Here is a 15,040-nt window from a genome sequence, read left to right as displayed (position 1 = left end):
CACTACGTCATGCAAAATCGGCATAAGGTGCGGCCTTGATGTCATTTCACCGCCTGCGTGCCGCTGCGCAGCATGGCATGCTTGCTGTTCAGCTGCGCCCCAACGGTCTGGAGATTGCTGTGACCCACCCCCGCTTCCGTCTTATGGCGACTGTGTTGTGCAGCCTGCTGGTCCTGGCCGGCCCGGCAGGCGCGCGCGACATCGGCCTGCTCAATGTCAGTTACGATCCCACCCGCGAGTTCTACCGCGACTACAACAACGCGTTTGCCGCGCAGTGGAAGCAGCAGCATCCGCAGGACACCGTCACGGTAGAGACCTCGCACGGCGGCTCCGGCAAACAGGCACGTGCGGTGATCGACGGCATCGAGGCCGATGTGGTCACGCTGGCGCTGGCCTACGACGTCGATGCGATCGCCGAAAAAGCCAAGCTGATCGACAGCGACTGGGAAAAGCGCCTGCCCGACAACAGCGCGCCTTACACCTCGACGATCGTGTTCCTGGTGCGCAAGGGCAACCCGAAGAACATCCACGATTGGCCGGACCTGCTGCGCTCCGGCGTGGCGGTGGTGACGCCCAACCCCAAGACCTCCGGTGGCGCGCGCTGGAATTACCTGGCCGCCTGGGCCTATGCCGACCACATCTTCAAGGGCGACCGCGAGCGCATCATGCGCTACATGCAGGCGCTGTTCCGCAACGTGCCGGTGCTGGATACCGGTGCGCGCGGCGCCACCACCACGTTCGTGCAACGTGGCATCGGCGATGTGTTGCTGGCCTGGGAAAACGAGGCGCTGCTGGCACGCGAAGAGCTGGGCAAGGACAAGTTCGAAATCGTGGTGCCCAAGCTGTCGATCCTGGCCGAGCCGTCGGTGGCGCTGGTCGACAAGAACGTCGACAAGCACGGCACCCGCGAGGTGGCCGAGGCCTATCTGCGCTACCTGTACGCGCCGCAGGGGCAGAAGCTGGCGGCCAAGCATTTCTATCGCCCGCGTCATCCGGAATTTGCCGACCCTGCCGATCTGGCAAGGTTCCCGGACATCAAGCTGGTAACCATCCAGGATGCGTTCGGGTCATGGGACAAGGCGCAGCAGGAACACTTCGCCGACGGCGGCGTATTCGATCAGATCCAGGCAAAAAAGTAGGCAATGCCGATGTCGGTTGCACCCCACCAAGCGCCGTCACCGCGCCGACGCGTGATGCCGGGGCTGGGCTTGAGTCTTGGAATCACGCTGACCTGGCTGGGATTGGTCGTGCTGATCCCGCTGCTGGGCGTCTTCATCAAGACCAGCGGATTGGGCTGGGACGGCCTGTGGCGGGTATGGAGCGAGCCGCGCGTGCTGTCGGCGCTGCGGGTGAGCTTCGGCACCGCATTTGCGGCCGGCGCCTTCAATGCGGTGATGGGCACCGGGGTGGCATGGGTGTTCGTGCGCTACAGCTTCCCGGGCAAGCGCCTGTTCGATGCGGTAATCGATCTGCCGTTCGCGTTGCCGACTGCGGTGGCCGGCATCGCGCTGACCGCGCTGTACGGCGGCAACGGCTGGGTCGGGCGTTGGCTGGAGGCGATCGGCATCAAGGTCGCCTACACCCAGTTGGGCATCGTGCTGGCGCTGGTCTTCGTGGGGTTGCCGTTCGTGGTGCGGGTGGTGCAGCCGGTGCTGGCCGAGAGCGAACGCGAGCTGGAAGCGGCCGCCGCCACGCTGGGCGCGTCGCGTTGGCAGACCGTGTGGCGGGTGGTGCTGCCGGGACTGTGGCCGGCGGTCCTGACCGGATTTGCGCTGGCGTTCGCGCGTGGGGTTGGCGAGTACGGTTCGGTGATCTTCATTGCCGGCAACCTGCCCAATTCCACCGAGATCGCGCCGCTGCTGATCACCATCCGGCTGGAAGAGTTCGACTACGCCGGTGCCACCGCGATTGCCGCGGCGATGCTGCTGCTGTCGTTCGTGATCCTGCTGGTGGTCAATACGCTGCAGGCACGCCTGCTGCGTTATCAACGGAGGACTGCATGAACGATGCTGTTTCGCCGCTGCCCGCCATGTTGCACACCCGCCAGATGACCGAACAGGCGCGCCGCATCACCGAGTCGGCCACCAACGAGCCGCGTTGGGTGCAGTGGTTGATGATTGCGGGGGCGCTGCTGTTTCTGCTGGCGTTTTTGTTGCTGCCGTTGGTGCTGGTGTTCGCCGAGGCGCTGCGCGGTGGCTGGGACACCTTCCTGCGCGCGATCGTCGACCCGGACGCGTTGTCGGCGATCAAGCTGACCTTGATCGTCACTGCCATCGTGCTGCCGCTGAATCTGGTGTTCGGCGTGGCGGCGGCGTGGGCCGTCAGCAAGCATCGATTTCCCGGCAAACGCTTGCTGATCAGCCTGATCGACCTGCCGTTCTCGGTATCGCCGGTGGTGGCGGGTCTGATCTTCGTGCTGATCTTCGGCCGCAGTGGCTGGGCATGGCCGTTGATCGACGAAGGCTGGCGGCTGCAGTTGCCGTTCTTTGGCGAGATGCTGATCCAGCTGCCGCGCATCGTGTTTGCGTTGCCCGGCATCGTGCTGGCGACGACTTTCGTCACGTTCCCGTTCATCGCGCGCGAGTTGATGCCGTTGATGGAACAGCAGGGCAGCGATGAAGAACTGGCCGCATTGAGCCTGGGCGCCAACGGCTGGCAGATGTTCTGGCGGGTGACCTTGCCGAACATCCGCTGGGGCCTGCTGTACGGCGTGTTGCTGTGCGCGGCACGTGCGATGGGCGAGTTTGGTGCAGTGTCGGTGGTGTCCGGGCATATCCGCGGGCGTACCAACACGCTGCCCTTGCACGTGGAAATTCTCTACAACGAATACGCCTACAGCGCCGCGTTCGCGTGTGCCTCGTTGCTGGCGCTGACCGCGCTGCTGACGCTGGCGCTGAAGACGTATCTGGAATGGCGGCACGGCGATTCGCTTGCCGCCAACCACCGACATTGAGGTGAACATGGGCATCCGCATCCACCGCCTGCGCAAGCAGTTCGATACGTTCACCGCGTTGGACGACATCACCCTGGACGTGCGTCAGGGCGAGTTGCTGGCCTTGCTGGGGCCGTCCGGTTCGGGCAAAACCACCTTGCTGCGGATCATGGCCGGGCTGGAGCATGCCGATGGCGGGCAGGTGCTGTTCGGCGACGAAGACGCCACCCGCATGAGCGTGCAGTCGCGCCGGGTCGGCTTCGTGTTTCAGCACTACGCGCTGTTCAAGCATATGGACGTGTTCGAGAACATCGCCTTCGGCCTGCGGGTGCGACGCGGTCCCGAGCGCTGGGCCGAAGCGCGTATCCGCGCACGTGTGGAGGAGCTGCTTGCGTTGGTGCAGTTGCAGGGTCTGGAGCAGCGCTATCCCACCCAGCTGTCCGGCGGTCAGCGGCAGCGCGTGGCGCTGGCGCGCGCGCTGGCGATCGAGCCGCGCGTGCTGCTGCTGGACGAGCCGTTCGGTGCGCTGGATGCGCAGGTGCGCCGCGACCTGCGCCGCTGGCTACGCGAGCTGCACGAACGGACCGGCCTGACCACGGTGTTCGTCACCCACGACCAGGAAGAGGCGCTGGAGCTGGCCGACCGGGTGGCGATCCTCAACCGTGGCCGTATCGAGCAGCTCGACACGCCGGCGATGATCTACGACAAGCCGGCCTCGCCGTTCGTGTATTCGTTCGTGGGTGCGGTGAACCGCATTCCCGGTGTGTTGGCGCAAGGCCAGATCCAGGTCGCCGGGCATGCCTTGCCGGCAGTCGACACCGCGCTGGCGGCCGGCCCGGTAGAGGTCTACGTGCGGCCGGAAGATCTGGTGCCGGACGACGCTGGATGGCCGGCCACGGTGGCCTGGTCGCAGCGCAGCGGTGCGCGTCTGCGTCTGCGCGCAACGCTGGAGCCGGCTGGTAATGAAATAGAAGTGGAGCTGCCGGCATCGGCGGGGAGCTTTCAGCCCGGGCAGCAGTTGTTGCTGGCCGCGCGACATTTTGGCGTGTTCCCGGCCTGATTGAGGCTGGGATTGATGATTCGGATTGGCAGCGATGCGCTTGGCCGTAGCAAATCCCGTGCGGAGCTGGCGTCTATACCTTCTCGTTGAGTGAGATAGATATGACTACAACGACTTCGGCGTGAATGGTGGCAAGGCCTTCGGTCCGCAGGGGCTTGAGCGTGGGCTATTACGACACCAGCGAGCGCAAGTACGTCCATGTAGGCTCTTACGCGGCATCCATGCCGCGTATGGCCCCGCGACGGTAGGCTGACAAGGGCCCGTCGAGATGGTCGGTGTGTATGGTGCGAGCAGGCACAACGTCCGCTGCTCGGATAACGCCGCGTCCAGTCGTGTTTCTAATGCAAGCGGATCGACGGACAAGCTTTCAAGCAGCAACCCACCAACTCTCGGTCGGTGTCCTTGCCGGTTGCGGGACCCTTGGCGGCATGGATGCCGCCACGAAGCCTCCAGGAACGGATTCACGGCGTGTCCCGAGTGTGGCAAGTGCGCCGCGCGCTCGACCAGTGAGCTTTGCCTGTTGCGTCAGCTGCGCTCTGAAGATGGACATGCAAAAGGCGCCTTGCGGCGCCTTTTGTGTTGAAACGCATTGGCCGATCAGTTCCAGCTCAACACGACCTTGCCGGCCTTGCCTTCTTCCATCAGGTCGAAGCCCTTCTGGAAGTCGTCGATCGGCAATTGATGGGTCAGCACCTTGTGCAGCGGGAAGCCCGATAGCACCAGTTGCGTCATCTTGTACCAGGTCTCGTACATCTTGCGGCCGTAGATGCCCTGCACGGTGAGGCCCTTGAAGATGATCTTGTCCCAGTCGCAACCGGCGCCGCGCGGCATGATGCCGAGCATGGCGATCTTGCCGCCGTGGTACATGCAGTCGAGCATGTCATTGAAGGCGCGCGGATTGCCGCTCATTTCCAGGCCCACGTCGAAGCCTTCCATGTGCAGGTCGGCCATCACTTCCTTGAGCGAGGTCTTGGATACGTTGACCACGCGCGTGGCGCCCATGTCGGCCGCCAGCTTGAGGCGGAAGTCGTTGACGTCGGTAACCACCACATTGCGCGCACCGATGTGCTTGCAGATGCCAGCTGCAATGATGCCGATCGGGCCGGCGCCGGTGATCAGCACGTCCTCGCCGATCACGTCGAATTCCAGCGCGCAATGCGCAGCGTTGCCGTAAGGGTCGAAGAACGCGGCCAGTTCGGAGGGAATCTGGTCGGGGATCGGCCACAGGTTGCTGGCCGGCATCACCATGTATTCGGCGAAGGCGCCGTTGACGTTGACGCCGATGCCGACCGTGTTCGGGCACAGGTGCGGGCGGCCGCCGCGGCAGTTGCGGCAATGCCCGCAGACGATGTGGCCTTCGGCCGACACGCGCTGGCCGACCTGGTAGCCGGTCACCGCCGAACCGAGCTCGGCCACGCGGCCGACGAACTCATGGCCGATGGTCAGGCCGGGCTTGATGGTGCGCTGGCTCCATTCGTCCCACAGGTAGATATGCAGATCGGTGCCGCAGATTGCGGTCTTTTCCAGCTTGATCAGCACCTCGTTGGGGCCGGGGCTGGGGACGGCGACCTGTTCCAGCCAGATGCCCTTGTTCGCTTCGCGCTTGACCAGCGCCTTCATCGTCTGCGCCATCTGGCGGGACCTGCTGAGTGAAAGTAAGGCGCCGATTATATGCGGCGCGAGGTCGGTGCCATGCGGCGGTGCGGGAATGGCGGTGTTGGCCGACACGGATCATGGCGGGTTAGGGCCGGTGCCGCCCGTCTCCCATCGGAAGAAGATGGCGCGCAACGCCGGATGCGGGGGGCGAGCGACGCCTCGTGCGGTTGGAATACACAAGAGCTTCGCACCGTACCCTCACCCCAACCCCTCTCCCGAAGGGAGAGGGGCTTTGATCTTCCTTCTCCCTCCGGGACATTGGCCTCTTCACGAGGCGAAGGTGGCGCAAAGCGCCGGATGAAGGGCGCCTCGAGATCTGTCACCGCCTGCGACGGCAAGCGCGTCGCCACGCGTCGCCAGGGTGAATCGTCGGCGTCACCCTCACCCTCAAAACCCCCGCTCCGCGCCCCTGCCCGCTCTGGCAGCGGGGCGCTCTAAGGCGCGTGCCGGTGGCGCGCAAGCCGTGCCTTCCCGTCCCGGGGAGAGGCAAAGGGCGCCAGCGAATTAGAACTTCACGTCCAGACTCATGAAGGTCTGCCGCGGTGCGCCGACCACCATGGTCTGGTTGTAGCCATCCGGATCGGAGGCGACGTAGCCGTTGGTGCCGGTGCTGGCGAAATAGCGCTTGTCGGTGAGGTTGGTGATGTTGAGCGCCAGCGCCACGTCGGCCACCCCGCTCACGCGACCGAAGTCGTAACGCGCGCCCGCATTGAACAGCCAGTACGAGGGCACCTGCGAATCGTTGAGGAAGGTGATGTAGCGCTTGTCGACGTACTTGCCGTCCAGATCCAGGCGCAGGTTGCCGAGCTGGTAGCTGGCGCTGGAGGAGAACATCAACGCGGGGATGCCGACCACGTCCTTGCCGGAGGTGGCGACCACGCCGTTGTTGAGGTAATCGTCCCGATAACGCGAGCGGTTCCACGACAATGAGTTCAACCAGCTCAGGCCTTCCAGCGGGCGCCACATCAAGGCCAGGTCGGCACCCGCGCTATGCACGGCGCCGACATTGCTCAGGATCGCCGCGCAGGTCTGCACCGCGGTGCACGGCGAAGTGGTCAACAAGCGGTTGGAGAACTTGGTGAAGTAGGCGTCGGCCGAGAGCTGGAACTGCGCATCCTGCACGCGGTAACCCACCTGCACGGTCTGCGACTGTTCCGGTTCCAGCGTGGAACGGCTGCGATCGAAGGCGGCCTGCGAGGTGCCGAACGGAGTGAAGCCGAAGGCGGCGATGTTCTTGCTGTAGGAGGCGTACAGGTCCTGGCGCTCGTCCAGCTTGTAGTTCACGCCGACCTGCGGCAGGAAGTTGTCCTCGGCACGGATACGGCCCTGCGCCAGTGCGGTGGTCGGCAGCAGCGACTGTGCGCGCGTGGTGGTGCTGAGCGCCTTTGCGCCGTAGTTGAGGGTCAGTCGATCGTCGAGCAGGCGCACGGTGTCCTGCAGGTACAGCATGCGGGTCTGGGTGGTATAGCGCTGCAGGAAATCGCGACGGAACGGGGTCTGCACTTCGTACACGTCGTACAGCGAGGTGTAGCCCTCGTTGCCGAGCGCAAAGTAGTTGCGCTGCTGCGTGGTGCGTGCGTTTTCCGCCCACAGGCCCGCTTCCAGATCGTGGTTGCCCCACGACCACTTCAGTGCGCTGGTGCCGCCGTAACGATCCAGGCCGTAGTCGGTGGTGCGCATGGACAGCGGAACCTGCGCAGACGTCGGTACATACGGCGTTACCCACTGACCTTCGCCACGATTGCCGTGGTAGTAGCCGGTGGCATCCAGGGTGGCGCCGCCGAACACGAACGTGCCCGACAGCCCGGCAAGGTTGTCGCGGCGCAGGCCGCCGCCGGCGTAGTAGCTGGCATCGAGCCAGCTGTAATCGTCGGGCAGCCCGGCCAGCGATTGCGGATAGCCGTTGGCCACGCCGCTGGTGGCGCCGGTGTTCTGATACGCACGCGCCATCTGTACCGCGGTGGCCCAATCCGGCTGCAGATAGTCGTAGTCCCAGCCCAGCGCGCGCTGGCTGGTTAACGACAGGTCCATGTAGTCGTACTCCTTGCGCCGCGAGGTATCCACGAACAGGCTCAGACGGTTGCCGTCGCCCCACTGGTAGACGGTCTTGAGGTTGGCCTGTTCGGACTGCTGGTCGCCGAAGCCTTTCCATTTGTCGGTACTGGCATTGGCATAGGACAGGTACGCCGACAGGCCGTTGCGATCGCCAGTGTCGCCGCGCACGAAGGTGCGGCGCGTGGCATCGCTGCCGACCGTCTGCACCAGGCGCAGGCCGGGCGTGGTCTGCGGGTCGGCCGAGTAGAACTGCATGGTGCCGCCGAGATTGGTGTTGGATGCAGTGCCGAGCGCGCCGGCGCCTTGCGCGATTTCCACCGAGCCGAGGTTTTCCGAAATGATGGCGCGGGTGATATGCAGGCCGTTGGTGACGCCGTAGCTCATGTTGCCGAGCGGAATGCCATCAAGCGTGTAACCCAGGCGGCTCTGATCGAAGCCATGCAGGGTCACCTGCGTGGACCACTCGTAGGTGCCGAACGGATCGGCCGACTGGAACTGCACGCCCGGCAGCTTTTCCACTGCCTTGAAGGCGCTGCTGCCCGGTGTCAGCTGCTCGATGTCCTGCCGGCTGATGCGCTGGACCTGGCGGGTGCTGCCTTGCGACACCACGTTGATCGCATCCAGCTGGGTGGCATTGGTGGCGGCATCGGCCGCGGTGACCGGGGCATCGGCTACCGGCGCGTCTGCACCGGCAACCGGGTCGGCCGCCGGTGTGGCGGCAGAGGCGATGACGGGAAGCATCGCGGCCAGGGCAAGCGCCAGCGGAGTGACACGGAAACGGCGAGCGGAAGTCATGGGGGAATCCTGTTCGAGCACGGCTGAGGGCAACGCACGGTGCAGGACCGGCGTTTCGCGACGCAGGGTGTCAACGACGTATGAAACATTGATGACGGTGGCTGTCGCAAAACTGTCGTGCTTGCCCGCTATACGTGTGGTACCCGGCCGCACTGCGCGGCGATATACATGTGTTTCCTGCAGGTCCCATAGCCATGACGTCCTCCCCCTCGCGCCGCGATTTCCTCAAGCGCGTCGCCGCGCTCACTGCCGCCGGCGCCATGCCGTCCTCGATCGGCCGCGCACTCGCGCTGCCGGCCAACTCGCGCACCGGCACGCTGCGCGACATCGAACACGTGGTGATCCTGATGCAGGAAAACCGCTCCTTCGATCATTACTTCGGTGCGCTGCGCGGCGTGCGTGGCTTCGGCGATCCGCGTCCGTTGCAGCTGCGCGACGGTCACCCGGTATGGAGCCAGCCGGCCGCAGACGGGCGTCGCCTGCTGCCGTTCGCTTTTAATTCGCAAGACACCTGCGCGCCGTTGATCAAGAGCCTGGATCATTCGTGGAAAGCCGGCCACGGGCAGGACCCGGCGCGCTGGGCCGAGTACGACGCCTGGGTGCCGTACAAGGGCGAATTGACGATGGGGTATTTCCAGCGTCACGACATCCCGTACTACCACGCGCTGGCCGATGCGTTCACCATTTGCGATGGCTATTTCTGTTCGCTGCACGGGCCGACCAATCCCAATCGCATGTACCTGTTCACCGGCACCAGCGGCCCGAGCGTGGGCAATCTCGGCGCGCAGGCGGTGACCAATGCCGACGATGGCAACTGGACCGCCGACATGGCGCGCGACAAGCCCGGCTATGCCGCGATGGACTGGACCACCTATGCGCAACGCCTGCAGGCCGCAGGCGTGGACTGGCGCGTGTACCAGGAGTACGACAACTTCGGCTGCAACTCGCTGGCGTATTTTTCGCACTACCGCGATCTGCACCCTAGCGACGAACGTTATCGACGCGCACGTGCCTGCGTGCCCGGGTCCACTGCAGACAATGCCGCCACCACGCAGGCCGAGCATCTGATCGCCGCAATCGCCGCCGATGTGCAGGCCGATCGCTTGCCGCAGGTGTCCTGGATCGTGCCGCCCACCGCGTACTGCGAACATCCGGAAGCGCCGCCGGCCTACGGCGAATCGCTGGTGGCGCGCTTGATCGACGCGCTCACCGCCAATCCGCAGGTGTGGGCGAAGACCGCGTTGATCATCAACTACGACGAGAACGACGGCTTCTTCGATCACGTGCCCGCAGCGCTGCCGGCCCTGGACGCGCGCATGGGGCGCAGCAATGTCGATACGCGCGGGGAGGTCTACGAGGGCGTGCCGATGGGCTTGGGCATCCGCGTGCCGATGCTGGTGATCTCGCCCTGGACGCGCGGTGGCTGGGTCAATTCGCAGGTGTTCGATCACACCTCGGTGCTGCGCTTGCTGGAACGTCGCTTCGGTGTGGCCGAACCCAACATCAGCCCGTGGCGTCGCGCCGTCAGTGGCGATCTGACCAGCGTGTTCGATTTCCGCAAGCCGGACGATTCGGCACTGAGCGCATTGCCGTCGGTCGACGACTACCGCGCGCGCACCGCTGCGGTGCGCAGCAAGCCGCTACCGGTGCCGCCGGCCCGGCCCAGCATGCCGCGACAGGAGCCGGGACAACGTCCGGCACGCGCGCTGCCGTATGCCTTGCACGTGCATGCGCGCGTGCAGGACGAAAGCGGCGTGCAGCTGCAGTTCGTCAACAGCGGCGCCGCGGCGGCCGCGTTCAATGTCTACACCAGCGCTGCCAGCGGCGGCCCGTGGTACTACACCGTGTTGCCCGGCACCCGGCTCGACGATGTGCCGGCCGGCGCTGCGCATGACGGCGCCTATGCGTTGAGCGTGCATGGACCCAATGGCTTCCTGCGCGAATTCGCTGGCGACCTCGCTGCAGCCGGGACGCAATCGGCAGCGCCGTGGTTGGAGGCGCGGCAGGATGGCGACGTGCTGGTGCTTGAAATTGGCAACGCCGGGCAGCAGCCGTGCACCCTGCAGCTGCGCGCGCTGGACTACGCAGATCCGGCCGTGCGGTCGTTGCATCTGGCCGCAGGTCAACGTCAGACCGTGCGTCTGGCGCTTGCTGCCAGTGATCACTGGTACGACGTGGTGCTGGAACAACCGGGAGCCGCATTCCGCCGCCGCCTGGCCGGGCATCTGGAAACAGGCAGGCCCAGCCGCAGCGATCCGGCATTCGGGCGCGCCTGAGCCGGCGCCGGCCAGTGATGGACGCGCAGGGCAGGCGGGTCGGCCTGGCCTTCGACGGCAGCTGGGAGTCGGTAAGCAGCAGCTGGGTCTTCGATCCTGCGATGACGCGCATGAGCGCCTCGGATAGCCGGTATTTGCGCTGGGTCATGACGGAAGTCGCTCCGGCGCAGCTGTTGCAGGAACTTCCGGGTGCGCTGACGCGGGCAGCCGGCACCGCAGCGGGAGGGGTTATCATGCGCTCCCGTTTCGCTGCGGCGAGTCGGCCCCTTCCCCCAAGGAATCTCTCGCGCATGCGCATCCTGCTTGCCCGTCACGGCGAGACGCCGTGGAACGCCGAAGGCCGTTACCAGGGCCAGATCGATATCCCGCTGTCGCCGGTCGGCGAAGGCCAGGCCGCCGCGCTCGGCGCGCGGCTGCAGTCGTTGCAGATCACCCGCGCGGTGGCGTCGCCGCTGTCGCGTGCGCAGGCCACCGCCAGGCTGGCGCTGGGCAACGACCGCGAACGCCTGCTGCAGACCGATGCGGACCTGCAGGAAATCGCCCACGGCGAATGGGAAGGCCTGCTGGCCAGCGAGATCAACGACAAGGATCCGGCACGTCTGCGCGCCTGGCGCGACGAGCCCGATACCGTGCTGATGCCCGGCGGCGAATCCCTGCGTCAGGTGCTGGATCGCAGCTGGCGCGGCCTGGCGCGCGCGGCCGATGGCCTGGGCGCCGACGACACCTTGCTGGTGGTCGCGCACGATGCGGTCAACCGCGTGATCCTGTGCAAGATCCTGGGCCTGCCGCTGTCCCGGCTGTGGACCTTCCGGCAGGCGCCGACCACGCTCAACCTGCTCGAAGGCGAGGACGTGGATCACCTGGAAGTGGTGCGGCTCAACGACTGCGCGCACCACACGCCGTTTTTCGGTGAAGCCAAGCATCGGGCGCTGTAAGGCAACGCTCGGCACGGACGCTGGATGAGGCTGTGGTCCGTCATATCGGCACGATTGCCAAGTGGCCCAAAGCGCTTCGGTACGCTGCGTTGGGCAGTGTGTCTGGCCTGTTGGCGCTGGGCGCGTTCTCCGACTTCATTCCCGCACCCTTCCTGTCCGGTCGGGCCTGGATAGCGCCGATGTTGCTGGCGGGAAGCGGATTGACGGTGTTGATCGTCGCGCCGGCCTATCGCATCGGCGGGTGGAAGGCGGTCGTCGGCAAGCAGCTGTTCAACACCATGCTGGCGCTCTGCCTGGCGCCGCCGCTCTTGGGATTGCTGTGCTGGCTGGTGCTGGCCAGAGGCGGGCCCTGGGTCTACACCCGCGTCGTCGGCGTCGATTTCGAACAAACGCATGTCATGCAGACCACCTCCATGCCCAACGCGCGGGCGTGCAAATACCGCTTGAGTGGCGGGCCGCTCGCGCATCGTTTCCCGGGCCATCTGTGCATCGACGAAGCGCTGTATCGGCGTCATCCCGAGCAGCGTGTCTCGGTGCTGTTGCGCGGTCAACGCTCGGTGTTGGGCATGCGCATTGCGTCCATTTCCGATGTCCCTTGAATGCGGGCGACAGCGCTCCCCAGTTGTTCGCTGAGGCGCGCGCACCCTGTCGATTCACGTGATGGCGCGCGATCTTCAGGCATGCCTGGTGATGTGCGCTGCACGCCGGCAAACGGCGATAATGCGGTTCTTCTCGCATAGCCCTGACCGTGAACGCGACCGACTCCCTCTCCGACTGGCTCGCCTACATCGAGCAGCAGCATCCGCAGAACATCGCCATGGGCCTGGAGCGCGTGCGCGAGGTCGCTGCGCGGTTGCAGATTGAAGCGCCAGCCAGGCATGTCATTGTCGTAGGCGGCACCAATGGCAAAGGCTCCACCGTGGCCTTTATCGAGGCGATCGCGCAGGCCGCCGGCTGGAAGGTGGGCAGCTACACCTCGCCGCATCTGCTGCGCTACAACGAGCGCGTGCGCATCGACGGCAACGAGGCCGGCGACGCGCAACTGGTGGACGCCTTTGCCGCCGTCGAGGCGGCGCGTGGCCAGACCGCACTGACGTATTTCGAATATGGCACGCTGGCGGCGCTGTGGCTGCTGCAGCGCTCCGGGCTGGATCTGGCGGTGCTGGAAATCGGCCTGGGCGGGCGCCTGGATGCGGTCAACCTCATTGATTCGGATGTGGCGGTGATCACCACCGTGGACATCGACCACACCGATTGGCTGGGCGAAGACCGCGAGGCGATCGGCACCGAGAAGGCCGGCATCATCCGCGCCTGGAAGCCGGTGGTGCTGGGCGAAATCGACCCACCGTCGAGCGTGTTGCGGCGGGCCTACCAGGTGGGCGCCAATGCGATCCGCGCCGGCAGCGATTACTTCTTCGAGCCGATCGAGGCGCAGCACCCGGACGCGCCGCAGTGGCGCTGGCGCGATGTCGCGGTGACCTTGGAGTTGCCGATGCCGGCCTTGCAGGCGCCGGTGCAGCTGGCCAACGCCGCCGCGGCGATCGCCGCGTTGCAGGCCTTGCCGGTGGACCTGCCCGAGGCCGCCTGGGCGCAGGGCATTGCCAATGCACGGGTGGCCGGGCGCCTGCAGCGCAGCGACATCGATGGCGTGCAGGTGCTGCTGGATGTCGGCCACAACCCGCAGGCCGCGCGCGCGCTGGCCGATGCACTCGGCGCGCAGGCGCACACCGGCAGCACCCATGCGATCTACGCCGCACTGGCGGACAAGGATGTGCTGGGCGTGGTGGAGGCGGTGGCCGCGCAGGTCGACCATTGGACCCTGGCCGGGCTGGATGGCGCACGTGGGCAGTCGGCGCAGGCCCTGCAGGCGCGTCTGCGGGGCAGTGCCGCAGCGCAGGCGGCCTGCCATGGCGATGTGGCGGGCGCACTGCGCGCGGTGCTGGCGCAGGCCTCACCCGGCGATCGGGTGCTGGTGTTCGGCTCGTTTCAGACCGTTGCCGACGCGCTAAACGCACTTCGTTCAGTCCACCCGGGTCGGTAGCCCGGCTGCGGCCTTATAATCGCCGCGGCATCCCGCCACGCCGCCTCTCGTCTCTTTACGTGGATACTGCTCTGAAACAGCGACTGATTGGCGCCATCGTCCTGGTGGCGCTTGCCGTGATCTTCCTGCCGATGCTGGTCAAGGGCCCTGCGCCGTCGAGCGGCGTGGCCGATGTGCCGCTGGAGGCACCTGCCGCACCGGCCAATGGCGAGTTCGAAACCCGCGAATTGCCGCTGGTCACCCCGGGCGATGCGCCGGCCGGCGGCGCGCTGGGCATGCGCGGCGCCGCCTCGGCGCCGGCTGCGGTGCAGGACAACCCGGATGCGGCCGACCTGGCCAACCCGTCCAGCGCGCCGTCGGCGCCTGAGGTGGCGGCCGGCAACTACGCGGTCAACTTCGGCGCCTACGCCACCAGCGCCGACGCCGACGCGGTGCTGGCGCGGCTCAAGCAGGCGCAGCTGCCCGGTTTCAGCGAAAAAACCCAGATCAACGGCCGCCCGGCCTGGCGCGTGCGCGTGGGGCCGTATGTCGACCAGGCGCAGGCCGAATCGGCGCGCCTGCAGGCAGTGAAAGTGCGCAGCGACGTCAATGCCCAGGTGGTGACGCTGGATGCCAACGCCGCCGCGCCAGCGCCTGCAGCCAGCACACCGGCGCCGGCGCCGGCCGCCAAGCCCAACAGCAGCGTGGCCGCCGCCAGCACCGCCGCCCCGACCAGGACCGAGAGCCTGCCACCGGAGCCGGCCAAACCGGTGGCCGCCACGCCCAAGCCGGCCGAAGCGCCCACGCCTGCACCGGCCAAGCCGGAGGCGGCGAAAACGGAGCCTGCCAAGCCCGAGCCGGCCAAGCCAGCCGTCGCGGCACCTGCCGCGCCGGCCGCCCCTGCGGCCAGTTCGGTCGGCTTTGCGGTGCAGTTGGGCGCCTTCGGTCGCGCCGAAGACGCCGACGCCTTGCGCGACCGCGTGCGCGCCGCCGGCTTCAGCGCCTTTGTCGAGCAGGTGCGTACCGACAAGGGCGCTCTCAACCGCGTGCGTGTCGGCCCGGTAGCCAACCGCAGCGATGCCGAACAGTTGCGTGCGCAGGTGGCGGCCAAGGTCGGCATTTCCGGCATGGTGCGTCCGCATCCGTAAACCACCGCGCCGTCATCGGGCGGGCGCGGTGCATGCTGGAGATCGGCATGACGGTCGGTCCGCTGCGCGCAGTGCGGCCCGTCCGCTGCACGCCTGATCGCCGCTTGCGTGGTATCGCCAGCGGCGAGCGGATTTCCTGATCGCCTCACGCCCATGGAGGGGA

At 66.5% G+C, this 15,040-nt stretch carries 11 protein-coding genes and 1 pseudogene; 10 read left to right on the top strand and 2 right to left on the bottom strand.

Annotation, left to right across the window (positions count from 1 at the left end; genetic code table 11):
* Positions 1-38: 38 nt before the first annotated feature.
* Genes FHT09_RS08535 through FHT09_RS08520 form a run of 4 tightly spaced genes read left to right on the top strand, consistent with a single transcriptional unit; the run spans position 39 to position 3,992 of the window.
* Positions 39-1,139 carry a sulfate ABC transporter substrate-binding protein gene (locus FHT09_RS08535; protein ID WP_104538400.1) on the top strand — a complete coding sequence of 367 codons (1,101 nt, stop codon included), beginning with the start codon at positions 39-41 and terminating at the stop codon, positions 1,137-1,139.
* 3 nt (positions 1,140-1,142) lie between these two features.
* Entirely contained in the window at positions 1,143-2,003 is an 861-nt protein-coding gene (cysT, locus tag FHT09_RS08530) for a sulfate ABC transporter permease subunit CysT (protein ID WP_104604320.1), read from the top strand.
* On the top strand, positions 2,000-2,953 hold the full coding sequence (cysW, locus tag FHT09_RS08525; protein ID WP_104604322.1) for a sulfate ABC transporter permease subunit CysW: 954 nt from the start codon (positions 2,000-2,002) through the stop codon (positions 2,951-2,953). Before cysT ends, cysW begins: the two co-directional genes overlap by 4 nt.
* 7 nt (positions 2,954-2,960) lie before the next feature.
* Positions 2,961-3,992: a sulfate/molybdate ABC transporter ATP-binding protein gene (locus tag FHT09_RS08520; protein ID WP_104604586.1), complete on the top strand. Its 1,032-nt coding sequence runs from the start codon at positions 2,961-2,963 to the stop codon at positions 3,990-3,992.
* 597 nt (positions 3,993-4,589) lie between these two features.
* On the opposite strand, the gene tdh is transcribed toward FHT09_RS08520, so the two are convergent.
* Together tdh and FHT09_RS08510 are read right to left on the bottom strand one after the other, a co-directional pair.
* Positions 4,590-5,624 (bottom strand): L-threonine 3-dehydrogenase, encoded by a 1,035-nt coding sequence (gene tdh / locus FHT09_RS08515; protein ID WP_172641694.1) that lies wholly within the window; start codon positions 5,622-5,624, stop codon positions 4,590-4,592.
* Positions 5,625-6,152: 528 nt separating this feature from the next.
* Positions 6,153-8,498, bottom strand: a complete 2,346-nt coding sequence (locus tag FHT09_RS08510) for a TonB-dependent receptor (RefSeq protein WP_104604324.1) — start codon at positions 8,496-8,498, stop codon at positions 6,153-6,155.
* 194 nt (positions 8,499-8,692) lie between these two features.
* Between FHT09_RS08510 and FHT09_RS08505 the strand changes: the two genes are divergently transcribed.
* From FHT09_RS08505 to FHT09_RS08485, 6 genes and pseudogenes are all read left to right on the top strand, one after another.
* The gene (locus FHT09_RS08505) at positions 8,693-10,774 is read left to right on the top strand and encodes a phospholipase C, phosphocholine-specific (RefSeq protein WP_104604326.1); all 2,082 of its coding nucleotides are present in this window, start codon (positions 8,693-8,695) and stop codon (positions 10,772-10,774) included.
* Positions 10,775-10,785: 11 nt separating this feature from the next.
* Positions 10,786-10,959, top strand: a pseudogene (locus FHT09_RS20090) (S46 family peptidase); the annotation flags it as partial.
* Positions 10,960-11,064: 105 nt separating this feature from the next.
* On the top strand, positions 11,065-11,709 hold the full coding sequence (locus FHT09_RS08500) for a histidine phosphatase family protein (protein WP_219842980.1): 645 nt from the start codon (positions 11,065-11,067) through the stop codon (positions 11,707-11,709).
* Positions 11,710-11,819: 110 nt separating this feature from the next.
* Positions 11,820-12,308: a hypothetical protein gene (locus FHT09_RS08495; protein WP_258077148.1), complete on the top strand. Its 489-nt coding sequence runs from the start codon at positions 11,820-11,822 to the stop codon at positions 12,306-12,308.
* A 149-nt stretch (positions 12,309-12,457) separates the two neighbouring features.
* A complete protein-coding gene (gene folC, locus FHT09_RS08490) occupies positions 12,458-13,750 on the top strand; it encodes a bifunctional tetrahydrofolate synthase/dihydrofolate synthase (RefSeq protein ID WP_104604332.1) in 1,293 nt (430 codons plus the stop codon).
* A 59-nt stretch (positions 13,751-13,809) separates the two neighbouring features.
* The gene (locus FHT09_RS08485; protein WP_184416917.1) at positions 13,810-14,877 is read left to right on the top strand and encodes an SPOR domain-containing protein; all 1,068 of its coding nucleotides are present in this window, start codon (positions 13,810-13,812) and stop codon (positions 14,875-14,877) included.
* The last annotated feature ends 163 nt before the right edge of the window (positions 14,878-15,040 follow it).

Source organism: Xanthomonas sp. CFBP 8152 (genome assembly GCF_014199025.1).
Taxonomy (GTDB): Bacteria; Pseudomonadota; Gammaproteobacteria; order Xanthomonadales; family Xanthomonadaceae; genus Xanthomonas; species Xanthomonas arboricola_B.
Note: the sequence above shows the minus strand (reverse complement) of the source record. Positions and strands in the feature narration are given on the sequence as shown.

Excerpts from the sequence above, each read along its gene's own strand:
- FHT09_RS08535 (WP_104538400.1), top strand. The coding sequence starts at position 39 with ATGTCATTTCACCGCCTGCGTGCCGCTGCGCAGCATGGCATGCTTGCT.
- cysT (WP_104604320.1), top strand. The coding sequence starts at position 1,143 with ATGCCGATGTCGGTTGCACCCCACCAAGCGCCGTCACCGCGCCGACGC.
- cysW (WP_104604322.1), top strand. The coding sequence starts at position 2,000 with ATGAACGATGCTGTTTCGCCGCTGCCCGCCATGTTGCACACCCGCCAG.
- FHT09_RS08520 (WP_104604586.1), top strand. The coding sequence starts at position 2,961 with ATGGGCATCCGCATCCACCGCCTGCGCAAGCAGTTCGATACGTTCACC.
- tdh (WP_172641694.1), bottom strand. The coding sequence starts at position 5,624 with ATGGCGCAGACGATGAAGGCGCTGGTCAAGCGCGAAGCGAACAAGGGC.
- FHT09_RS08510 (WP_104604324.1), bottom strand. The coding sequence starts at position 8,498 with ATGACTTCCGCTCGCCGTTTCCGTGTCACTCCGCTGGCGCTTGCCCTG.
- FHT09_RS08505 (WP_104604326.1), top strand. The coding sequence starts at position 8,693 with ATGACGTCCTCCCCCTCGCGCCGCGATTTCCTCAAGCGCGTCGCCGCG.
- FHT09_RS08500 (WP_219842980.1), top strand. The coding sequence starts at position 11,065 with ATGCGCATCCTGCTTGCCCGTCACGGCGAGACGCCGTGGAACGCCGAA.